Raw genomic sequence first — 22,978 nt, forward strand, 5'->3', positions numbered from 1 at the left:
GCGGCCTATTTTCTTTATCTATATCGCGGGCAGTATGATTTCCGCTGTTGTTCCTGCGTTTTCCTTACTGGTAAATTCAATAGAACCGTGATGTGCCTCTATTATACGGAAGCTCACCATTAATCCCAATCCGGTTCCTTTTTCCTTTAGTGTATAGAATGGTTCACCAAGCCGGTTGATCACATGTGCAGGGATTCCACAACCGGTGTCTTTAATTTTGATGCTAACACAATTGTCTTGTGTTTGTTCCATCGAAACTTCAAGCTGACCAGCCTTGGTCATTGATTCCAAAGCATTTTTAATTAAATTGATGAAGACTTGTTTTAACTGATTTTCATCACAAATGATAGTAACCGGTTGTATTGGAAAATGCCTCTTTATTTCTATATTATTTAAAGTTGCTTGAGGTTCTATAATCGTTAACACATGCTCCACTATTTTCTTTACATCATGTTGTTGATACTTGATCATCTGTGGCTTTGCGAGAATCATAAAATCATTTGTAATGAGCTCTATTCGATTCAATTCAGAAAGCATGAGATCTACGAAGGGCTTTTCTTTTTCAGAAACATGACTGCCAAACATTTGTGTAAACCCTTTTAAGGTGGTTAAAGGGTTCCTGATTTCATGGGCAATCCCTGCAGCGAGCTCTCCAACTAAGGCTAGTTTTTCAGATTTTCTCAGTAATTCTTCTGTTTTCTTCAGTTTAGTAATATCAATACAAGAACCTATTACTTCTGTCACATTAGAATCTTGAATAATTGGCTTTAACGTAACAGCATATATTCCGCCGCTTCTTTTGTATTCAAATGTTAGGCTATTTCCTTTCCATGCTTGCTTTAAATGCTCATAAAAAATCTTACCATCTTCTCCAAAGGTATTTTCTTTTAATTTTGTTCCTACAACCTCATTGGCAGCTAGATTCATATTTCGCAAAAGTTTACCACTACACAAAGTAATAACAAAATAGTCGTCAATCTTTTTGAATTTAATGATAACCCCTTGATGTTCCTTGAGCGTTTCATTTATTTCATTTTGCATCTTTTCCAGCTTCTCTTTTGCTAGTTTTTCTTGAGTAATGTCCCTGGAAATAACGGCAAAACGAATATGGTCATCATTATATATAGGGTAAATGGTCTTTAGCATCCTAACGGGTTCAGGGTAATCTGCTTCCAAACTATAGTCAATATAACGTTTATCATCTAACACTCCATCTATTAACAAACTCAATTCTTCCTGCATATGAGGGAAAATAGTAATAAAAGGCTTTCCTATAGCATCCTTGCTATATATATGTGTTAACCTTTCAAAGCCTGCATTAACCTTTACAATTTTCCTGTTTTTATCACAAAGTGCGATGCTATCAGGTGTGTGTGTAAAGAATGAATCTAGCATTCCTTTTGTAGAGACTAAGTTTTTTTCAGCTTTCTCCTTATGTACAAAGGTTAAATGAAGGTTTGAATAAAAGAATGACATGAATATAAACGTGTATCCTATAGCCTTGTAGATATGACTGATAATGTTTACTAAATCATGAACGCTTTTAAAAAGAGTAATTTGAATTCCGCCTATTATTAAGAGAATAAATGCAAAAACTAAATAAATATAAATATGAAAATCATTCTTCGTCTTTTTTAATTTCCTTAATACTAAAAGCAGAGAAATAAAATGTAATCCACAAAAACAATACTCTAGGAAGTTTTTAAAAGGTGTTGGACCTGTCCCCTCAACAACTAATAGGGGAACCTTAGAACTGGATGTATAAATGATAAACGAGATTAAGATGAAAAAAAGAACGGTACAGAAAAGAATAGTATATCGATTAACCTGTCTAATTGTTTTTTCATCATAAAATAAAATGATGGCTAAGCATAAGGATTCTGTTGCTCTTGCTGCGACCCAGAACCAACTCGTTACCCTGATAGATCCGTCTATAAATAATGGAGGCATCCCCACATATGTCAAGGTATGCATAAAATCAAAATAACCAACGGCTAAAAAAATAAAAGGGATAAATACTAAAATGGTAGGTGGATTATGAACAAAAGCTTTCCATCCAAAAATAAAAATAATAAATGTAATGAAAATGCTATACATCTCCAGCGTCAGATGTAAGCTTAAATGATTATCAGGATTATACATATTTTCAAATTGATCTTGAAAGAGCAATAGTAATAAGATAGGTACAATCGTGCAAATAAATGAAATGATGTATGCTTTTCTATTTTGCTGAAGAGAGTTCATCGTAGTCGCCTTTCGTCGTTAAATAAACATTTATAGTAAAAAAGTTCGACAAGAGCTGGTTAAATTCCTTTTGTATCAATAATGTTATTTAGATAAAGGGAATAAATAAAAAGAACTAACTTGAAACTAAGATTGTTTTTCTGTAAAATCTATTGAAGTGTCAAAGAAAAGGAGATGATTTGATGGGGAAAGTATACGTGTTTGATCATCCATTAATTCAGCATAAACTTACATATATTCGTGATGCAAAAACAGGAACAAAAGAATTTCGTGAACTTGTTGATGAAGTAGCAAGTTTAATGGCGTTTGAAATTACAAGAGATTTACCATTAACAGAAGTAGATGTTGAAACTCCGGTTACAACAGCAAAATCGAAAGTTCTTTCTGGTAAAAAATTAGGGATCATCCCGATTCTTCGTGCAGGACTTGGAATGGTAGATGGAATTTTAAAATTAATTCCAGCTGCTAAAGTTGGACATGTAGGGTTGTATCGTGATCCGGAAACATTACAACCGGTTGAGTACTATGTAAAACTTCCTTCTGATATAGAAGAGCGTGAATTAATTGTAGTAGATCCAATGTTAGCAACTGGGGGATCAGCAGTTGAAGCAATTAACAGCTTGAAAAAGCGCGGAGCAAAAAATATTAAATTTATGTGTTTAATTGCCGCCCCAGAAGGTGTGGATGTAGTTAAAGAAGCACATCCGGATGTGGATATTTACATCGCAGCACTTGATGAAAAACTAAATGATCACGGCTATATCGTCCCTGGCTTAGGTGACGCTGGTGACAGATTGTACGGAACAAAATAATGGTAAAAGAGGATTGCTCATATATGGAGTGATCCTCTTTTTGCATGTTTGCAGCTAAGAAGGAACAAACTAAAAATGGAGGTGGAACATGATGGGAAATAAAATCTTTGTCTGTATTCTTCTATTATTTAGTTTTGTTATTAGTCAGCCTGTACTAGCAATTACGTTTCCGAATCGACCGCCACTTCCGGAAGTGGATGAACAACAAAATCAAAAAATCATGGTAATTGTTAAAAGAGAAGAGTTTGAAAGGATAAATGAACTATTATCTAATGAACCGCAAGTTGTCATTCATCAAACCTATCAACATGTGTTTTATGGTTTTTCGATAGAAGGCCCTGTAAACAACCTAAACAAAATAAAAGAACATAAAGCGGTGCTGCATGCGAGTCCAATCATTTCCTATGCTTCACAAATTAATGAGAGTGTTCCATTCATTGGAGGTGAAGAGGTAAGAGGCTTATTTGACACGGGTGATCATCGCTTAACAGGCAAAGGGGTAAAGGTGGCTGTCATCGACACGGGTATCGATTATGAGCATCCGGATTTACACCGGAATTATGCCGGGGGCTACGATGTGATTGACGGTGATCAAGATCCGATGGAAACGTCAAATAAAAAAGGGGAAGGTACCATCCATGGAACACATGTGGCAGGCATAATCGCAGCGAACGGCAAGCTTAGAGGGATGGCTCCAGAAGCAGAAATTATGGCATACCGGGCATTAGGTCCAGGTGGTATGGGCACGTCAGATCAAGTAATCGCAGCAATTGACCGGGCGATTAAAGATAAAGTGGACATAATTAATTTATCATTAGGGAATAATGTGAACGGTCCGGATTGGCCAACAAGCCTGGCGCTGGACCGAGCAGTTGAAGCTGGGATTGTAGCTGTTACCTCCAGTGGAAATTCAGGACCGGATCTTTGGACGGTGGGATCTCCGGGTACATCCTCCAAGGCTATCACAGTCGGAGCATCCTCTCCACCAATATATCTGCCATATCTAGCTGTGGCTGGAGTGGAGAAAGAAATTCCGATCCATACATTACAAGGGGCAAAACCATGGGATCTAAAATCACTAGATGAAATCGAGTATGTCGGTCTTGGACGTGAAGTTGACATGAAAGAATCAATCAAAGGAAAAATAGCTCTTATTGAACGAGGTAAGATTCCATTCATTGAAAAAGTGCTAAACGCAAAAAAACACGGTGCAAAAGCGGTCATTATTTATAATAATGTAAAAGGAAACTTTGCGGGCTCACTGGAAGTTCCATTAGATATAGCAGCTGCTTCCATTTCCAAAAAAGATGGTTTGGCCATAAAAAAACAAATTGACCATAATCCGTCTATTCGAACCATTTATAAAAAAGAAGAAGATAAGCTGGCAGATTTTAGCTCAAGAGGTCCTGTCACTACGACATGGGCGATCAAGCCGGATATTGTTGCACCAGGGGTTGCGATTGACAGCACAGTGCCTGACGGTTATTTATCCTTACATGGAACGAGCATGGCGGCACCTCATGTTGCAGGAGCATGCGCGCTTATAAAACAAGCTCATCCAAAGTGGACACCTGAACAAATAAAAGCTTCACTTATGAACAATGCCGTTACCTTATTAGATGAAAAAGGGAAAAAAGTAGCCCCAAATCAGCAAGGTGCGGGGAGAATTAATGTAAAACAAGCAATTGAAGCAGAAGTGCTCATCTATCCTGGGGCTCTATCATTCGGGCAGTTTGATACAAACCACCCAAGAACGAAAAAAACAGAAAAAGTGACCATCGATAATCAATCAAATTTGAAGAAAACAGTCTCATTCCAAACGCCAAAAAATAAGCCTGGCATCAGATGGGTACTTCCTGGGAAAATTGAAATGGAACCGGGAGAAAAGAAACAGGTGGAAGTGGGTGTTGATCTTACACCAAGTCAAATGAAACAGGGGATTTTTGAAGGATGGCTATCAATCCAACAAGATGGAAAAACGGTCGAAATTCCATATGCGTATGTCATTGATGAGCCCAACTATCCTAGAATTATGGGGTTTGAGTTCACTTACGGTGATAGACCAAATATGTTTAAATATCAAATGTACTTACCAGGTGGAGCAGATGAAGCCGGCATTGCGTTATATGATCCGGATTCTCTAACATTTGTAGGGTATTTAGATTGGCTGCAAAAAGCGCCGAGAGGCTTGATCGGCGGAGAGATCAATGCAGAAGAAATGAAGGTGCCCAAAGGGGATTATAAAGCCATTATATTTGCAAAGAAAAATGGACAGGAAAATTACTTGGAAACAGATATTTTACTAGGTGAATAATTAATACTATAAAACAAGTCAAGTACCAGTAAGTGTTTAAATGTGAACGAATTGTGAGGATTTGATTGGATTGTGAACATTTTAACTTTAAACCAATTGACATCATATTTTCCCTATTGTATGCTATACGAGGGTATAATGATAAGGTTTACAATATCATTCAAATCCCATGTTTTACCCCCTAAATCCGTTAATAAATCAAGATAGAGGATTTATAAAATGCGACAAAAAAAACGCCATCCACTTCATGCGATGGGCCTCATGTCAGCTATCCTTTCCCAATTAGTTGGCTCTATTTTAATAGGTGTATTTACTGGGAAATGGATTGACAATTATTTAAAAACAGAGCCTCTGTTTTTGATCTTAGGCCTTCTGCTAGGACTAGCTGCTGGAGTTTATGCCATGCTGAAATTAGTCCACCACTATTTCTCAGGAGATTAACTATTTCATGTCTGATATGCAACTGATGTTTCAAAGATATAGAAAGTACATATTTTATCTGCTTGCCCTTTACGTTTTAGGATGGGGATTTACGAAGTATCAGTCAGTATTTCTAGGTTTGCTTCTTGGGACATGCATAACTCTTTACAACCTGTGGATCATGGTAAGAAAGCACAAACAATTTGGACGCGCATTAGATGAGGGGCGGAAAGCAGGATCACTGGGAACAACGTCCAGAATGGCAGCCGCAGGTGTTGCTGTATTTTTCGCATTAAAGTTTCCAGAGTATTTTGATTTAATTAGTGTCATTATTGGATTAATGACGATGTACATCGTTATTATGATAGATTATGTTATTCAACATTCACGCGCTTAGTTTAGGAAGAGAGGTGAATCTATTGGGTCACGGAGCTCCTGTGAGGGAATTTTTAGGTCTTACTTTTAATTTATCAAATGTATTAATGATTACGATTGCTAGTTTAATCGTTTTTATCATCGCCTTTGCTGCAACACGTAATTTAGCGATGAAGCCGACAGGTATGCAGAATTTCATTGAATGGGTTGTTGATTTTGTCAAAAACATTATCGGCAGCACAATGGACTGGCAAACAGGCGGACGTTTTTTAACGCTGGGTATTACCCTTCTAATGTATGTGTTTGTATCAAACATGCTGGGATTACCTTTTGCCATCGTTGTTGGACATGATTTATGGTGGAAATCACCAACTGCAGATCCTGCAATTACATTAACACTTGCTATTTTAGTAGTAGCGTTAACACACTACTATGGAATTAAGATGAAGGGTGCATCTGAATATGGTAAGGACTTTTTTAAACCGATGCCATTCATGTTTCCACTTAAGATAATTGAAGAATTTGCGAACACATTAACGCTTGGTCTTCGTCTTTACGGGAACATTTTTGCAGGTGAAATTCTTCTGGGCTTGCTTGTTAGCCTTGGAACAAGCGGTTATGCTGAAAGCTTTGGAAGCGGAATACTCGGTTCGATTGTCGCAGCAATTCCAATGTTGGCATGGCAGGGATTTAGTATCTTTGTTGGTGCAATCCAAGCATTTATCTTCACTATGTTAACGATGGTGTATATGGCACACAAAGTGAGCCATGACCATTAATCAATATATGTTCAGTTCACTTGAACTAAAACAAAAGGAATACTATTTTTCATACATTTAAAGGAGGAAATTTAACAATGGGTTTATTAGCAGCTGCAATTGCAATTGGTTTAGCGGCACTAGGTGCTGGTATTGGTAACGGTCTTATCGTATCTCGTACAGTAGAGGGAATCGCGCGTCAACCTGAAGCGCAAGGTAAATTACAAACTACTATGTTCATCGGGGTAGCATTAGTTGAGGCGATTCCAATCATCGCGGTAGTTATCGCATTCATCGTAATGGGATCATAATTCGATAAAATAAACATGTTTTCATATGGCGAAGATCATTCAAACCGAACCTTCGCCATTGCTTTATGCAAAGATAAGGAAACGATTTTTCGAAATCACTAGTTTGCCTTTAAAATACTGTTCAAAGTGAAAGGCTTTCGAGGAACGAGTTGACGAAGAAATACGAAGTTCATCGGAAACTGAAAACTATCAACCCATCATGGAACTCTTGAAGGGAGTGAAACCGAGCTATGTTAACTTTTGATCTTGCTGTAGGTGCCACGACAGGCGGCCTTAACACAGGTGATATCGTATTCCAACTTATCATGTTCTTAATTCTTCTTGCATTGCTAGGTAAGTATGCATTTGGACCAGTTATGAACATGATGAAGCAACGTGAGGATCATATTGCAAATGAAATTAATAGTTCTGAAGAAAGAAATAAAGAAGCACAAAAGCTGGTAGAAGAACAGCGCGACTTATTAAAACAAGCGCGTCAAGAAGCTCAGGCTCTTGTAGAAAATGCGAAAAAGCTTGGTGAGCAACAGAAAGAAGATATTATCCAGGCAGCTCGTTCTGAAGCTGGTCGCTTGAAAGATTCAGCATTAAAAGAAATCGAGCAGGAAAAAGATCAGGCTGTTGCAGCATTACGCGAACAGGTTGCATCATTATCCGTACTGATTGCTTCTAAAGTAATCGAAAAAGAGTTGAATGAACAAGAGCAAGAGAAATTGATCAATGACTACATTAATGAGGTAGGCGAAGGTCGATGAGCAAAGGAATCGTTGCAAAACGTTATGCAGTAGCTCTTTTTCAACTTGCAAAGGAACAAAATGTAATCGATCAAATCGAAAATGAATTACTTGTTGTAAAAGAAGTTTTTACAACAAATCAAGAACTTATAAATGTATTTAACCATCCAAAAGTTACAAATGAAGCAAAGAAATCAATCATTAAGGAAGCATTCTCAGGCCTGTCACAGCAGGTAGTGAATACATTGTACCTTTTAGTTGATCGTCATCGAGTAGATGTTGTAACTGAAATCGTTGATTACTTTGTACAAAGTGCAAATGAAGCCCGTGGAACAGAGGATGCGATTGTTTATTCCGTTCGCCCACTTTCAGATAGTGAGTTATCTGCCATTTCCGCTTCTTTCGCGAAAAAGATTGGCAAGACTTCACTTCGTTTGCAAAACGTTGTTGATTCCAAGCTAATCGGAGGCGTAAAACTTCGTATTGGTAATCGCATTTATGATGGTAGTATTAGCGGTAAGCTTGAACGTATAGAGCGACAATTAGTCGCAAACAGATCGTAGATAGGGGTGAAACTCATGAGCATCAAAGCTGAAGAAATTAGTGCGCTTATAAAAAAGCAAATCGAAAGCTATCAGTCTGATATAAAAGTAAGCGATGTTGGTACTGTTATCCAAGTTGGGGATGGTATCGCTCGTGCTCATGGCCTCGACAATGTCATGGCTGGTGAGCTTGTAGAATTCGCAAACGGCGTTATGGGTATGGCTCAGAACCTTGAGGAAAATAACGTTGGTATTATTATTTTAGGACCTTTCACAGATATCCGTGAAGGTGATGAAGTTCGTCGTACAGGACGTATCATGGAGGTTCCTGTAGGTGAAGCATTAATCGGTCGTGTTGTTAACTCATTAGGACAACCAGTTGATGGTTTAGGTCCAATTGAAACAACAAAAACTCGTCCAATTGAAGCTCCGGCACCAGGTGTTATGGATCGTAAATCAGTTCATGAACCACTTCAAACAGGTATTAAAGCGATTGATGCACTTGTACCAATCGGACGTGGTCAACGTGAGTTAATCATCGGTGACCGTCAAACAGGTAAAACATCTGTTGCAATTGATACAATCTTGAACCAAAAAGATCAAGATATGGTTTGTATCTATGTGGCAATCGGTCAAAAAGAATCAACAGTTCGTGGTGTTGTTGAAACATTACGTAAACACGGTGCATTAGATTACACAATCGTTGTAACTGCTTCTGCATCACAACCAGCTCCAATGTTATTCTTGGCTCCTTATGCAGGGGTAACAATGGGTGAAGAGTTCATGTATAATGGCAAGCACGTTCTTGTTGTATATGATGATTTAACAAAACAAGCTTCGGCATACCGTGAGCTTTCATTATTACTTCGTCGTCCTCCAGGCCGTGAAGCATACCCTGGTGACGTTTTCTACTTGCATTCTCGCTTACTCGAGCGTGCTGCAAAACTAAGTGATGCAAAAGGTGCAGGTTCTCTAACTGCATTACCATTCATCGAGACACAAGCAGGTGACGTTTCGGCTTATATTCCAACAAACGTTATCTCAATCACTGATGGACAAATCTTCCTTCAGTCTGACCTCTTCTTCTCTGGTGTTCGTCCAGCGATTAACGCAGGTTTATCTGTATCTCGTGTTGGGGGATCAGCGCAAATTAAAGCGATGAAGAGTGTTGCAGGTACATTACGTCTGGACCTGGCTTCATACCGTGAACTTGAAGCATTTGCTCAATTCGGATCTGATCTTGATAAAGCAACACAAGCTAAATTAAACCGTGGTGCTCGTACAGTTGAAGTTCTGAAACAAGGTCTTAACAAACCTCTAAAGGTTGAAAAACAAGTTATGATTCTATATGCATTAACAAAAGGATTCTTAGATGATATCCCTGTAGAAGATATCAATCGTTTTGAAGATGAGTTCCATGCATACACAGAACAAAATCATAAAGCTGTCTTAGAAGAAATCCGTACAACTGGTAAACTTCCAAAAGATGAAGCAATAATAGCAGCGATTGAAGGATTCAAAAAGACATTTGCTCCTTCTGAATAATAATAGATAAGGTATGACCTCACTTATTTTGGGGTCTACCCTTGTTAGTTGATTTTTAAAAAAAGGTGGTGAGAACCTTTGGCATCATTACGCGACATAAAATCAAGAATCACTTCTACTAAGAAGACGAGTCAGATCACAAAAGCGATGGAGATGGTTTCAGCTGCAAAGCTAAACCGTGCCGAGAACAATGCAAAGGCTTTTGGACCTTATATGGAAAAAATCCAAGAGGTTGTAGCAAGCATCGCAAACGGTAGTACAGACGTAAGTCATCCAATGCTTGAGACGAGACCTGTAAAACGAACTGGATACTTAGTTATCACGTCAGATCGTGGATTAGCAGGTGCGTTCAACAGCAGTGTCCTTCGTGCTGTATACCAATCAATCCAAAAGCGTCATAAGTCTAACGATGAATTTGTAATCATTGCAATTGGTAAAATGGGCCGTGATTTCTTTAAAAAGCGTGGGATGAACGTGATTTCAGAAATTACCGGTATCGGTGATGAAACATCTTTTGCTAGCATTAAGGACATTGCCAGCGGGGCAGTGAACATGTTTGCAGATGGTTCATACGATGAATTGTACATGTATTACAACCACTTTGTTAGTCCGATTCAACAGGATGTGACGGAGAAAAAACTTCTTCCGCTTTCTGGTATCTCTTCAAGCAAAGGCTTAACGTCTTATGAATTTGAACCGAATCAGGAAGAAATCCTTGAAGTGCTGTTACCACAATATGCTGAAAGTCTCATCTACGGAGCTCTACTCGATAGTAAAGCTTCTGAGCATGCAGCTCGTATGACAGCGATGAAAAATGCTACTGATAATGCAAAAGAACTTATCAATGGCCTTACTTTAACATACAACCGTGCTCGTCAAGCTGCGATCACTCAGGAAATTACAGAGATCGTTGGTGGAGCGGCAGCATTGGAATAGGATAGTTTACAAATAGCTTTCAACATAGTGTTGATGTCTAGCTTCAGCGCCTAACTCCTCGAGTCATAAGCTGATTAGGAAATGAAGGTAAAGAACACCTTCTTTTCCTACTCGTCTTAATTGCCCGAGGTTAAGCAAGGCGCTTACGCATTTCGAGATAGGAGGGAAAACGATGAATAAAGGACGCATTACTCAAATTTTGGGTCCGGTTGTTGACGTAAAGTTCGAGAGCGGTCAACTACCTGACATTTATAATGCCCTTACAATTAAAACAGAAGCGAATGAAAATGAAGTCGCGATCGACCTTACTTTAGAAGTTGCCCTGCATTTAGGTGATGATACAGTTCGTACAGTTGCGATGTCTACAACTGATGGACTTGTTCGTGGAGTAGAGGTTACAGATACAGGTGCACCTATTTCGGTTCCTGTTGGTGATGTAACATTAGGTCGTGTATTTAACGTATTAGGTGAAAACATTGACTTAGATCAACCGATTGCAGCAGATGCTCGTCGTGATCCTATTCATAGAGCAGCTCCTAAATTTGATCAACTTTCAACAGAGGTTGAAATTCTTGAAACTGGAATTAAAGTAGTAGACTTGCTTGCTCCTTATATCAAGGGTGGTAAAATCGGTCTATTCGGTGGTGCCGGTGTAGGTAAAACGGTATTAATCCAGGAATTAATCAATAACATCGCACAAGAGCACGGCGGTATCTCAGTATTCGCAGGTGTAGGTGAGCGTACTCGTGAAGGAAATGACCTTTACCACGAGATGACTGACTCTGGTGTTATTAAGAAAACTGCGATGGTATTCGGTCAGATGAATGAGCCGCCTGGTGCGCGTATGCGTGTTGCACTAACTGGTCTTACAATGGCTGAATTTTTCCGTGATGATCAAGGACAAGACGTTCTATTCTTCATGGATAACATCTTCCGTTTCACTCAAGCAGGTTCAGAGGTTTCCGCCCTACTTGGACGTATGCCATCTGCCGTTGGTTACCAACCAACTCTTGCAACTGAAATGGGTCAATTACAAGAGCGTATCACATCTACTAACGTAGGTTCTGTTACATCTATCCAAGCAATTTACGTTCCAGCCGATGACTATACGGATCCGGCTCCTGCAACGACTTTCGCTCACTTAGATGCAACTACTAACTTAGAGCGTAAATTATCTGAGATGGGTATTTACCCTGCGGTGGATCCTCTTGCTTCAACTTCACGTGCATTGTCACCTGAAATCGTTGGAGATGAGCACTACGCTGTAGCTCGTCAAGTACAACAAACTTTACAACGTTATAAAGAGCTTCAAGATATCATTGCAATCTTAGGTATGGATGAGCTTTCTGAAGAAGATAAATTAACAGTTGCACGTGCTCGTCGTGTTCAATTCTTCTTATCTCAAAACTTCCACGTTGCTGAACAGTTTACTGGCCAACCTGGTTCTTATGTTCCTGTTAAAGAAACAGTTCGTGGATTCAAAGAGATTCTAGAAGGTAAGTATGACCACCTTCCAGAGGATGCGTTCCGTCTAGTTGGACGTATTGAAGAAGTTATTGAAAGTGCAAAACAAATGGGTGTAGAAGCCTAATCTTGGGACCTAGGAGGGTATGAGTATGAAGACAGTATTAGTTAATGTCGTTACTCCCGATGGCCCAGTTTACGATGCAGACGTAGAGATGGTGAGTGTAAAAGCTCAAAGTGGTGAACTCGGTATTTTACCGGGACATATTCCAATGGTTGCTCCACTACAAATTGGAGCAGTTCGCCTAAAGAAAGGGAGCAGCACTGAATTAGTTGCAGTAACTGGCGGTTTTATCGAAGTCCGACCTGATAAGGTAACAATTTTAGCTCAAGCGGCTGAAACTGCGGAATCAATTGATGTAAGCCGTGCACAAGCAGCTAAAAAACGTGCTGAAGAGCGTCTTAATCAAAAAACAGAAGATATCGATTTCAAACGAGCTGAATTAGCACTAAAACGTGCTATCAACCGTTTAGATGTAACGAGATAACAAAAAAAGGATGGTGCCTGAGCACCATCCTTTTTATTTATATACAACGTTTTTCCATCCGCTCATACCGTCTTACTAATTCTTGCTTCCCGGCATCTTTATTGATTAAATAAAACTGATGAAATAAGTTCTGAAAGTATTGATTATAACGGCCGTAACGGATTCCCATAACATATTTATCATCACCATAAGCATAAGCCTCTACAAGCCATTCTGCTTTGTTAGGATGCTGTTTAACTAATATATCACACACATAAATACCCATACTTGTCTCAAACTCTTCAATCGTCACCTGTAAATCAAAGAAACTATTATTCTGAAATAAAGAAAAATACAAATTTTCCAATGCAATAAGACTGTTCTTTGAATAATCAAGGGTGACTTGGCATTCATTTGCAATTTCCATTAACAGGTGAAGATGTTCTTGTCGAAATTCGTAATAAAATGCTTGCGCTGCGTAAATATTATCAAAAGAAGGTAATTGTTTTGCATATTCCAATGTTGCATCATATTCATGATCAAAATTAAGTTGCATCTAACTCCCCCTTTTTCATAAGTTGTTCTCGTAAAGATTGTTGCTCATGAATACTATTTTGACTCTATAGTGGAATGGAGCGCAATGAAACGAACTCATTCTCACCTATAACACCTTGAAAGTATACCATACAATTCACAGATAAAAATCTGTAACAATTATTTCATAAATGAGGAATATAGTGGGTATCTTCCCGTAGTAAAATAGATATTGTGTGTCCTTTGTAAAAACATAGGCACCATTCATTAAATTTTTGTTAAAAACAAAAATCAATCATGTAACAGGATTTTCCCTATATAATAGTCAAGGGTATATACCGAAGAAAATAAGTCTAAAAGACACGGAAATATTTTCATTCTCAAATAGGAAAATATGAGGTTGTTTTTTGGCTTAAATCAGGTAAGATTGAGATTGCTGTGTGTCTTTAAAATAAGCGTTATTCTCAAGGATTATGAGAATAAGTGGAGGGGTGAAGTATGCCCGATTATGGACAACTGGCCTTAATCAGTATGATCGTGCACCTAGCCTTCATCATTGTAACGTGGTGGGCCTTGCAAGCACTAAATATTGATAAATGGATAAAAGCGGGCAAAGTGATTCAAGCAAGAGTACTTCTCATATTGTTAACTATCGCTATTGGATCTATTGTAAGTAATTTTTTCCTGGATTATTTATTATGGTCTCAACAACTTCCAACACTATTCTAGCAAGGGGTTTACCACTTTTTGAAATAGGGAATGTATGGTTACATATGCGTAAATGTACAGGTATGTTTGGGATAACAAAGAATGATTTCCATCTTGTCTAATATTGACGAGTTTTTCCACGTATGGACACGGATAATCCGGTAACAATGTTACTAAGGAGAGGAAGTGACCGTATATGAGAAATAAAGGGATAGGAATTATGGTTCTAACGTTATCAATTATCTTCAGTTTGGTAGCCAATCATATAGTAGCGCTTGAGAATCAATCAAAGTTAGCAACAATTGCAGAACGAATGGAAAACGAAAATGTAGAGATTTCAAAATGGTCTTTATATTCAAAAAAGTTTGTCGAAAATAAATCTATACAAGAATTGAAACAAATGACGAAGCAATATCGTCAATATACTTGGACGTATAAACATGAAGATAATGTGTTTAAAGCGATCGGTGTTTATGAAAATAAAGAAAAAAATATAACGGAAAAACTCCAGTTTCTCGCCACCCTCACAAATGATTTAGAACAATCGTATATCCTTTATGAGGTCATAGGTGTAGGTACTAATCGCAATTGGAATGATATGGATAAATACTTTACTCAAAGATCATTCGACATTTTCCAAGAAAATCCTACAATATATGCTTGTATCGAAGGCATGGTAGGTGATAAGATGGAAGAAGTTTTGAATGAGACAATGGTTGAATTGCTAACAGCATTCAACGCAAAACCGATTGAAGAGCTCACGGAACAAGATTTTCTTTCGGTATCAGCTAAGACCTCACTTTGGGAAGATTATATTCCAACAAAAGAAGATAAGATGAACATTCAAATTGCATTAAGATCTGACGGAATGGGCGATAAAACTACGGTCGTTATAGGAACACCAATCATTACGTCTGAATATTAATATAGAGAAATTGGGACGCGGAGGGGAATAATTTGGAAAAAATCATCGTCCGCGGCGGTCGTAGGTTAAACGGCACTGTAAAAGTTGAAGGAGCAAAAAATGCCGTTCTACCAGTTATCGCTGCATCTTTATTAGCAAGTGAAGAAAAAAGTATAATCAGTGATGTACCTACGCTCTCCGATGTGTATACAATTAATGAAGTTCTTCGCCATCTAGGCGCGGATGTACATTTTGAAAATAATCAAGTGATTGTAGATGCATCAAAAGAGCTAAAAACAGAAGCACCATTTGAATATGTAAGAAAAATGCGCGCATCTGTTTTAGTTATGGGAGCATTATTAGCTCGTAATGGTCATGCACGTGTTGCATTACCAGGTGGCTGTGCAATTGGCTCACGTCCAATTGACCAACACTTAAAAGGTTTTGAAGCAATGGGCGCTTCTATTAAAGTTGGTAACGGCTTTATTGAAGCAGAAGTTAATGGAAGACTAAAGGGAGCAAAAGTATATTTAGACTTCCCAAGCGTTGGCGCAACAGAAAACATTATTATGGCAGCAGCTCTTGCTGACGGAACAACTGTCCTTGAAAATGTAGCGAAAGAACCTGAGATTGTTGATCTCGCTAATTATATCAATGCCATGGGTGGGAAAATCCGTGGAGCTGGTACAGGAACAATCCGTATTGAAGGTGTGGAAAAATTAACAGGTGCACACCATACAATCATTCCTGACCGCATTGAAGCAGGTACATTTATGGTCGCTGCAGCGATAACTGGTGGAAATGTCCTTGTCAAAGGAGCCGTTCCTGAGCATTTAACATCATTAGTAGCAAAAATGGAAGAAATGGGCGTGAAAATCGTCGAAGAAAAAGAAGGTTTACGTGTCATCGGACCGGAAAAACTGAAGTCTGTCGACATCAAAACTATGCCACATCCAGGATTCCCAACAGACATGCAATCACAAATGATGGCATTGCTATTATGTGCAAACGGAACAAGTATGATCACAGAAACAGTTTTTGAAAACCGCTTCATGCATGTTGAAGAATTCCGTCGCATGAATGGAGATATTAAAATCGAAGGACGTTCTGTTATCATCAACGGACCTGTCAAGCTGCAAGGTGCTGAAGTAGCAGCAACAGACTTACGTGCAGGCGCAGCACTTATCCTGGCAGGACTATGTGCAGAAGGCCACACACGTGTTACTGAACTTAAGCATTTAGATCGTGGTTATGTAGCATTCCACGAAAAACTTGCAGGCATCGGCGCAGACATCGAACGTGTGAAAGAAGAAATTACAACATTTACATCTGATCAGCAGCAAGCTGCCGTATCAGATTAATATGCCTTTATAAAAGAAGCAGAAGTCTAAAACGGCGTTCTGCTTCTTTTATTTTTTAACGACTTTACTATAGTGCCTATAATTGAGGGAGTTTATACATAGAAAAGGTGTTTTTTTAAATACAGCACTGGAATTGGGTAAGCTTTGATTCGACCAGTTTTTCAATTGATTCCGCTTACATCTAAAAAGATTCAACCTACCCTTGTCCATCCCCACTAAAATAGTACATTGTCCACATTATTTTCAGTCATAATTGCTTGTCCACGGCCATAAGATGAATTATAGACATACTACTCATCCTAAACCAATTGGAGGCCGAACATGAAACCAGTTAAACCAATTCTCTTCGCATTTGGAGGATTATTTATCATTATACTCCTCATTCCGACACTACTCGTTACACCATTTATGGAGCAATCAAAGGGAAAATTGGGGGAAGAATTAACCGTCGCAAAATCGGAGGTACCAGTGCTTGCGGAGTCGCCATTAGATGTACCTGTATACCGTAGCCAAACGAAGCTAATCGAATCCATTCCTCTGGAGGAGTACGTAATAGGTGTTGTTGCATCTGAAATGCCTGCGGAGTTTGAAACAGAAGCATTAAAGGCACAGGCACTAGCAGCGAGAACTTATATTACAAAACAGCTTATGAATGGACCAATAAGTACGCCTGATGGTGCAGTTGTAACAGACACTCAAATGCATCAGGTCTATAAAAATCCGGAAGAGTTAAAAGCCATTTGGGGAGACGAATATGAATCTAAGCTGCAAAAAATCACAGCAGCTGTTGCAGCGACTCAAGGAAAAATCCTTACATATCAAGACCAGCCAATTGATGCATCGTTTTTCTCAACAAGCAATGGCTATACAGAAAACTCTGAGGCTTATTGGACAGAAGCCATTCCTTATTTAAAAAGTGTAAAAAGCTCATGGGACAAAAATTCTCCTAAATTTTATGATAAAAAAGTGATTACGATTAAGGACTTTGAAAGCACATTAGGAGTAAAACTCGATACATCAAGTGGAACAGTTGGAAAAATAACCGAACTAACACCAGGAAAACGCGTCGCTAAGGTTGAAATAGATGGAAAGCAGTTTACTGGAAGGCAAATAAGAGAAGAACTAGGTCTAAAATCAAGTGATTTCACATGGGAAATCAAAGGTGACTCCGTTGTGATTGAAACAAAAGGGTTTGGCCATGGAGTCGGAATGAGCCAATACGGGGCAAACTTTATGGCGGAAGATGGCAAAACATATGAAGAAATCATTGCTCATTATTATAATGGAACAAAAGTATCGGAGGCAGAACCATTCTTATCTAAATATACAGCCAAAAATTAAAGGAGCCCTCGGGCTCCTTTTCGGTTTCGTTGATATATTCTTGAGTTCTCGCCGAATTCTCTGATATATTCTACTTTTCGCTGATAAACCCCCAAATACCTGCCGATAAATCAATTCGAAAAAAACTTCCGTTTCGCCATCCAATAAGAAACGGCCACACCGATCGTATCTTTTATAAAATCAATCACAGTCGCAGAGCGTGCCGGAACAAAAGATTGATGAATTTCATCTGTTAGCCCGTAAGCAATCGAAATAACAGCCGCAATGATACTTGCTTTTTCTGTCCATTTGCCATGTGCCATAAAAGCAAAGGCTATAAACCAATAAAGAATCGCAAATTCAATAAGATGCAGGGATTCCTTCAATAAAGCATCAAACGAAAGCTGCGTATCCACAATCGCATCTGCCGGAAAGCTTGATAATGTCCATATAAAGGCCATATATAGAATAGGCAACAGCGTAAATACAATTTTTTTCACTATAAATACTCCTATCTCAACCTTCTAAAAAATTTTTTTAAATGCATACATATTATTATAAACATTGCGCAAACTAATTTTAAAAAAATTTTTTACAGGATGTGTATATAATTCAGATAATTTGTTCAGACTGATTTCTGAGGTGATGATAGAATGAGAGAGGAAGAAAAGAAACGTACTTCTCAAACTAAAGTTCAACAATTTTTCAGAAAACGTTGGGTATTTCCGGCAATTTACCTAATGAGTGCAGCAGTTATCCTTACAGCAGTATTATGGTACCAAAACATCAGCAACAATGTTGCAGAAGATTTGCAAAATAATCAAGACGAAATCGCATTAGATGAGCAAGAAGCAGTTGAAGTAAATGCAACAAAAGAAAACTTCACAATGCCTGCAGTAGATGCTGAAGCAGTAAACGTTGTGAAAAAGTTTTATGACCCGAATGCAACAACAGAAGAGCAAGAAGCAGCACTTGTATTCTATAACAATACGTATAGAATGAACAAAGGAATCGACATCGCAAGAGAAGATCAAAAGCAATTCGATGTTGTAGCGTCACTTAGTGGTACTGTAACAAAAGCTGAAAAAGATCCAATCTTAGGATTTGTTGTAGAAATTGAGCACGAAAACGAAGTCGTAACAGTGTACCAATCATTAGCAGAAGCTAGTGTACAAGCTGGTGACAAAGTTGAGCAAAACGAAGTAATCGGTAAATCTGGTGAAAATCTTTTCAATGAAGAAGATGGCAACCATGTTCACTTTGAAATCCGCCAAGCGGGTACAGCTGTAAATCCAGAAAGCTTCATGGGTAAGCCGGTAACATCCATTGAAGAAGCTGCTGAAGAAGAAGCAACAGAAGAAGAAGTAAGTGAAGAAGCACCAGCTCCAGCAGGTGAAACTGAAGAAGCTCCAGCTGAAGAAGAAAAACCAGCTGAAGAAGCTCCAGCAAAAGACACTGAAACACCAAAAGAAGACACTGACAAATCAGAAAAAGCCCCTGAATCAGACAAAGACGCTGACAAAGGCGCAGAATAAGCCGGGACACAGGGACAGGTTCCTTGTCCCTCCAACGATACGAGGTTGAACTCAAATGACTCAGAGATCAACCTCGATTTTTTATGTAATCAGTAGGTATGACCTTCACCATTTGGATTTGACGGTAACCATGTTTTTCTAACGAACCAAAACAAGCCAAACCCCAATCCTCCACCACATGTATTTAACAGCAGATCATCCACATCAAAAGCTCCTACCCGAAACAGAAATTGAGAGCCTTCAACAGACAACGACAAGACAAAAGTCCAAAGAACTGCCTTGTAAATTGAGTCGACCATCTTCCATAAAGTCGGCAGGAAAAAGCCAAACGGAAGAAATGCTAATATATTTCCGATAAACGGGTCAGTTAGTGAAAAGCTGTCAAAGCTGCGAAAATAGGCACCAATTGTCCAAAAAGGAACAAGGTTATAAGCAATCTCTCCCTCAACAGACTGCCTGTATGCAGAGAAAAACAATAAATACAAAAGCAATGAAAAATAACTTAGAAAACAAATATAGAGTAGTAATTTTTTTATCATAATAGGATAAAGATACCAAAATTCACGGCAAATGGCGATGGACCGCAAAAAAAGTTGTCGAAGAAAAAATATCCTTAATTTTCAATTTTTTATTGACCAGCTATATCTTTTCCATACATAATAAGACATGTTAAAGCTGTCAGGAGGTGTATTCAGTATATCATAATATGATAACGCTTACAATTATATGAAGGAGGAGAGTCAAATATGATGACATTATTCTTGATGCTTGCTTTAACTCTTTTTAGTCTTATCTTTTGCTTAAGAAAGAAAAAACCTCAGTTTTTACTCATCCCGGTAGTGACACTGCTTATTTACTTCGTTGTCCAGATTGCATTAGTACCTGCACCATTTTTAGAAACAATAAAATTCATCTTCAGTCTGTCTTAAGGTTCCGAGTGATCATTCATTTTCAGGAGGTGCTTTATGAAAAAAATTGATAAAAAAGTAGCGGATGCCTATTTTAGAGAACGAACAAGAAACATTGTCATTTACTTAATCATTGGGGCATTATCATCGTTCGGTATCGTCTTATTTGCGGAGTTTTTCAGCGGCTTTACGATAAATGGCTTTCCTTTTCACTATTTCATGGGGGCACAGGGGGCTGTTGTGGTCTTTATTCTTTTATTATTTATTAACGCGAAAGTCAGTGATTCAATTGATAAAAAATATGGCATTGATGAATCAAAAAATGAGCAGCTTAGCGCCGGAAAAACATTGGATCATTAAAAAAATATAAAATTCATATTACAGTGATTAAAAGGGGATCAGATAAAACATTCACTAGCTGATGAGTACATAGGGGAGTGCTCAAGTTAATAAGGGGGATTTTTATTGGACGCTCAATTTCTTGTTTCACTTGCTATTATATTACTTACTTTTGCCTTGTATATTGGAATTGCGGTTTACAATACAGCGAAGCAAACGTCTGACTTTTATGTAGCTGGACGAGGGGTACCACCGATTTTCAATGGAATGGCCATCGGAGCGGATTGGATGAGTGCAGCTTCATTCATTGGAATGGCTGGTACGATTATGCTGCTTGGATATGATGGACTTGCTTATATTATGGGATGGACAGGTGGGTATCTTCTATTAACTTTCTTGCTCGCACCACAGCTTCGTAAGTATGGTCGTTACACTGTCCCCGAATTCATCGGAGATCGCTATAACAGTCACACGGCCCGTGTCATTGCGGCTGTATGTACGATCATTATCAGCTTTACCTACTCAATTGGGCAATTATCTGGGTCGGGAGTGGTGATCGGCCGCCTTTTTGAGATTGATGCAAAGCTTGGAACAATGATTGGCGTGGTCCTCATTGCCTTTTACGCAGCCTTTGGTGGAATGAAGGGGATAACGTGGACACAGGTTGCCCAATACATTATTCTCATCATCGCTTATTTAATTCCGGTTATTTTCATGTCACTGCAAATTACCGGAAATCCAGCTCCATGGCTTTCGTATGGAAAAATTGTCGAGGAAATGGGAGAGCTTGATCGTCAACTCGGGATCTCTGAATATTTTGCTCCATTTACAAACGGAACGAAATGGCAATTCCTTGCGCTTATGTTTACGTTAATGGCAGGAACAGCGGGTCTTCCACACGTAATCGTCCGCTTTTACACGGTGTCAACAATGAAAGCGGCAAGATGGTCTGGGGCTTGGGCGATTCTGTTTATCGGACTTTTATATTTATCTGCACCAGCATATGCTGCGTTTTCACGTTTCATTTTAATGACACAGGTTGCAGGACAAAAGCTTTCTGAACTTCCTGCATGGACTGAATCATGGGTAAACACAGGAAAACTGCAAATTGCCGATGGAAACGGTGATGGTATCTTACAATGGAGTGAATTGATGATTTCCAATGATATTGTCGTAATGGCAACACCTGAAATTGCCAATCTTGGAATGTTCGTCATCGGCCTTGTTGCCGCAGGGGCAATGGCAGCAGCTCTATCAACAGCCGGCGGCTTAATGATCGCCATATCTTCATCTTTTGCACATGATATTTACTATCGAGTGATGAAGCCAAATGCTTCGGAAAAGAACCGCTTAGCAGTAGCTCGCTGGTCAATTGTCATTGCGACTGTATTAGCGGGGTTAATCGCACTAAATCCACCGGGAGCAATTACACAAATCGTTGCATGGGCCTTTGCGCTGGCATCAGGGACATTCTTCCCGGCACTACTCATCGGAGTATGGTGGAAGCGTTCAAACACTCAAGGCGTCATCTCTGGCATGCTAGTCGGTTTAGCGGTAACACTCATCTACATCTTTGCCTCTAAATACGGCGGTTTCACCATCGCCGGCATTATCGACACAGGCGCAGGTGTATTCGGAGCAGTCGCAGCCATCTTAACGAATATAATCGTCTCACTCTCAACAAAAGCACCATCCATCGAAACACAAGAAGAAGTCCTAAACCTACGCTACCCAGAACAAATGACATACAAAGACGGAGAAGTGTGGATGGACAAATAATGGGACAGGGGGACAGGTACCTTGTCCCTTTTGTCATGGCGGGACAAGGAACCTGTCCCTCCGTCCCGCCGCTAAGACCATTGTCATGCTTAAGAGGTGAAAAAAGGTAAGTCAAAAATCATATAGAAAAGCAGATTCCTAATTCAATAGATTCGTTTTTCTTTACAAATGGATATATTCATTTGTTTATCTGGAGGAATATGGTATTTGTAGTATGTATGAAAAATAACTACATAATCCATAAGGAGTGAATAGCATGTCAGGTATTATCCGTGTAACCCCGGCTGAACTGATCAGTATGGCCAATCGTTATTCAAGTGAAAGCAGCCAAGTTGGAGAACAAATCTCCCGCTTAGACACAATGATTCGTGAACTTGAAGGTATGTGGGAAGGTGAATCAAGCAGAGCATTCAGCGAACAATACCAATCTTTAAGACCATCATTCATCCAAATGCAACAACTACTTGAAGACATTTCAACTCAACTTAACAGCACATCCAAAGCACTCGAAGACGCCGACCAACAAATCGCCGGCCAAATCAGAGGATAAGAGGGACAAGGGGACAGGTACCTTGTCCCTTTTGTCATGGCGGGACAAGGTACCTGTCCCC

25 protein-coding genes are annotated in these 22,978 nt (G+C 39.0%); 21 read left to right on the forward strand and 4 right to left on the reverse strand.

Going from position 1 to position 22,978, the window contains the following annotated elements; all coding sequences use genetic code 11:
• Window positions 1–18 precede the first annotated feature (18 nt).
• Window positions 19–2,244, reverse strand: a complete 2,226-nt coding sequence (locus tag LC095_RS09445; RefSeq protein WP_226527954.1) for an MASE3 domain-containing protein — start codon at window positions 2,242–2,244, stop codon at window positions 19–21.
• Between the two features lie 182 nt (window positions 2,245–2,426).
• Between LC095_RS09445 and upp the strand changes: the two genes are divergently transcribed.
• The 12 genes from upp (at window position 2,427) to LC095_RS09505 (ending at window position 13,000) form a co-directional block, all read left to right on the forward strand.
• Window positions 2,427–3,056, forward strand: coding sequence for a uracil phosphoribosyltransferase (gene upp / locus LC095_RS09450; protein ID WP_226527955.1), 630 nt, complete (start codon window positions 2,427–2,429; stop codon window positions 3,054–3,056).
• Between the two features lie 91 nt (window positions 3,057–3,147).
• On the forward strand, window positions 3,148–5,370 hold the full coding sequence (locus LC095_RS09455; protein WP_319005788.1) for a S8 family serine peptidase: 2,223 nt from the start codon (window positions 3,148–3,150) through the stop codon (window positions 5,368–5,370).
• Window positions 5,371–5,589: 219 nt separating this feature from the next.
• Window positions 5,590–5,811, forward strand: coding sequence for an AtpZ/AtpI family protein (locus LC095_RS09460; RefSeq protein WP_026563107.1), 222 nt, complete (start codon window positions 5,590–5,592; stop codon window positions 5,809–5,811).
• 7 nt (window positions 5,812–5,818) lie between these two features.
• Window positions 5,819–6,187 (forward strand): ATP synthase subunit I, encoded by a 369-nt coding sequence (locus LC095_RS09465; protein ID WP_226527956.1) that lies wholly within the window; start codon window positions 5,819–5,821, stop codon window positions 6,185–6,187.
• Between the two features lie 22 nt (window positions 6,188–6,209).
• Window positions 6,210–6,944 (forward strand): F0F1 ATP synthase subunit A, encoded by a 735-nt coding sequence (gene atpB, locus LC095_RS09470; protein WP_226527957.1) that lies wholly within the window; start codon window positions 6,210–6,212, stop codon window positions 6,942–6,944.
• Between the two features lie 77 nt (window positions 6,945–7,021).
• Window positions 7,022–7,234, forward strand: coding sequence for a F0F1 ATP synthase subunit C (gene atpE, locus LC095_RS09475; protein ID WP_026563110.1), 213 nt, complete (start codon window positions 7,022–7,024; stop codon window positions 7,232–7,234).
• Window positions 7,235–7,464: 230 nt separating this feature from the next.
• Window positions 7,465–7,986, forward strand: coding sequence for a F0F1 ATP synthase subunit B (atpF, locus tag LC095_RS09480; protein WP_226527958.1), 522 nt, complete (start codon window positions 7,465–7,467; stop codon window positions 7,984–7,986).
• A complete protein-coding gene (locus tag LC095_RS09485; RefSeq protein ID WP_226527959.1) occupies window positions 7,983–8,528 on the forward strand; it encodes a F0F1 ATP synthase subunit delta in 546 nt (181 codons plus the stop codon). Before atpF ends, LC095_RS09485 begins: the two co-directional genes overlap by 4 nt.
• Before the next feature lie 15 nt (window positions 8,529–8,543).
• A complete protein-coding gene (gene atpA, locus LC095_RS09490; RefSeq protein WP_226527960.1) occupies window positions 8,544–10,052 on the forward strand; it encodes a F0F1 ATP synthase subunit alpha in 1,509 nt (502 codons plus the stop codon).
• 78 nt (window positions 10,053–10,130) lie between these two features.
• Complete coding sequence (locus tag LC095_RS09495; RefSeq protein WP_226527961.1) at window positions 10,131–10,988, forward strand: F0F1 ATP synthase subunit gamma; 858 nt, start codon at window positions 10,131–10,133, stop codon at window positions 10,986–10,988.
• 172 nt (window positions 10,989–11,160) lie between these two features.
• The gene (gene atpD, locus LC095_RS09500) at window positions 11,161–12,579 is read left to right on the forward strand and encodes a F0F1 ATP synthase subunit beta (protein WP_226527962.1); all 1,419 of its coding nucleotides are present in this window, start codon (window positions 11,161–11,163) and stop codon (window positions 12,577–12,579) included.
• Window positions 12,580–12,604: 25 nt separating this feature from the next.
• On the forward strand, window positions 12,605–13,000 hold the full coding sequence (locus tag LC095_RS09505) for a F0F1 ATP synthase subunit epsilon (RefSeq protein WP_226527963.1): 396 nt from the start codon (window positions 12,605–12,607) through the stop codon (window positions 12,998–13,000).
• Between the two features lie 37 nt (window positions 13,001–13,037).
• Here the strand turns inward: LC095_RS09505 and LC095_RS09510 are convergent, their stop codons facing one another.
• Window positions 13,038–13,535, reverse strand: coding sequence for a hypothetical protein (locus LC095_RS09510; protein ID WP_226527964.1), 498 nt, complete (start codon window positions 13,533–13,535; stop codon window positions 13,038–13,040).
• Between the two features lie 476 nt (window positions 13,536–14,011).
• On the opposite strand from LC095_RS09510, the gene LC095_RS09515 reads away from it, so the two are divergent.
• From LC095_RS09515 to spoIID, 4 genes are all read left to right on the forward strand, one after another.
• Entirely contained in the window at window positions 14,012–14,242 is a 231-nt protein-coding gene (locus LC095_RS09515; RefSeq protein WP_216775141.1) for a DUF1146 family protein, read from the forward strand.
• Window positions 14,243–14,417: 175 nt separating this feature from the next.
• Complete coding sequence (locus LC095_RS09520) at window positions 14,418–15,146, forward strand: YwmB family TATA-box binding protein (protein WP_226527965.1); 729 nt, start codon at window positions 14,418–14,420, stop codon at window positions 15,144–15,146.
• Window positions 15,147–15,178: 32 nt separating this feature from the next.
• Window positions 15,179–16,486, forward strand: a complete 1,308-nt coding sequence (gene murA, locus LC095_RS09525; protein ID WP_226527966.1) for a UDP-N-acetylglucosamine 1-carboxyvinyltransferase — start codon at window positions 15,179–15,181, stop codon at window positions 16,484–16,486.
• Between the two features lie 321 nt (window positions 16,487–16,807).
• Window positions 16,808–17,827 (forward strand): stage II sporulation protein D, encoded by a 1,020-nt coding sequence (gene spoIID, locus LC095_RS09530; protein WP_226527967.1) that lies wholly within the window; start codon window positions 16,808–16,810, stop codon window positions 17,825–17,827.
• Window positions 17,828–17,937: 110 nt separating this feature from the next.
• Here spoIID and LC095_RS09535 read toward each other — a convergent pair whose 3' ends face one another.
• A complete protein-coding gene (locus LC095_RS09535) occupies window positions 17,938–18,306 on the reverse strand; it encodes a VanZ family protein (RefSeq protein WP_226527968.1) in 369 nt (122 codons plus the stop codon).
• Between the two features lie 153 nt (window positions 18,307–18,459).
• Here LC095_RS09535 and LC095_RS09540 point away from each other — a divergent pair, with 153 nt between their 5' ends.
• Window positions 18,460–19,341: a M23 family metallopeptidase gene (locus tag LC095_RS09540; RefSeq protein WP_319005789.1), complete on the forward strand. Its 882-nt coding sequence runs from the start codon at window positions 18,460–18,462 to the stop codon at window positions 19,339–19,341.
• Between the two features lie 89 nt (window positions 19,342–19,430).
• Here LC095_RS09540 and LC095_RS09545 read toward each other — a convergent pair whose 3' ends face one another.
• Window positions 19,431–19,880 (reverse strand): VanZ family protein, encoded by a 450-nt coding sequence (locus tag LC095_RS09545; RefSeq protein ID WP_226527969.1) that lies wholly within the window; start codon window positions 19,878–19,880, stop codon window positions 19,431–19,433.
• A 207-nt stretch (window positions 19,881–20,087) separates the two neighbouring features.
• Between LC095_RS09545 and LC095_RS09550 the strand changes: the two genes are divergently transcribed.
• The 4 genes from LC095_RS09550 to LC095_RS09565 all read left to right on the forward strand — a co-directional run bounded on the left by LC095_RS09550 (window position 20,088) and on the right by LC095_RS09565 (window position 22,917).
• Window positions 20,088–20,270, forward strand: a complete 183-nt coding sequence (locus tag LC095_RS09550; protein WP_026563124.1) for a hypothetical protein — start codon at window positions 20,088–20,090, stop codon at window positions 20,268–20,270.
• Window positions 20,271–20,306: 36 nt separating this feature from the next.
• A complete protein-coding gene (locus LC095_RS09555; RefSeq protein ID WP_216775147.1) occupies window positions 20,307–20,609 on the forward strand; it encodes a DUF4212 domain-containing protein in 303 nt (100 codons plus the stop codon).
• 105 nt (window positions 20,610–20,714) lie between these two features.
• On the forward strand, window positions 20,715–22,367 hold the full coding sequence (locus tag LC095_RS09560) for a sodium:solute symporter family protein (RefSeq protein ID WP_226527970.1): 1,653 nt from the start codon (window positions 20,715–20,717) through the stop codon (window positions 22,365–22,367).
• Window positions 22,368–22,623: 256 nt separating this feature from the next.
• Entirely contained in the window at window positions 22,624–22,917 is a 294-nt protein-coding gene (locus LC095_RS09565) for a WXG100 family type VII secretion target (protein ID WP_226527976.1), read from the forward strand.
• Window positions 22,918–22,978: the final 61 nt, after the last annotated feature.

Source organism: Metabacillus niabensis (assembly GCF_020524345.1).
Classification (GTDB): Bacteria; Bacillota; Bacilli; order Bacillales; family Bacillaceae; genus Metabacillus; species Metabacillus niabensis_B.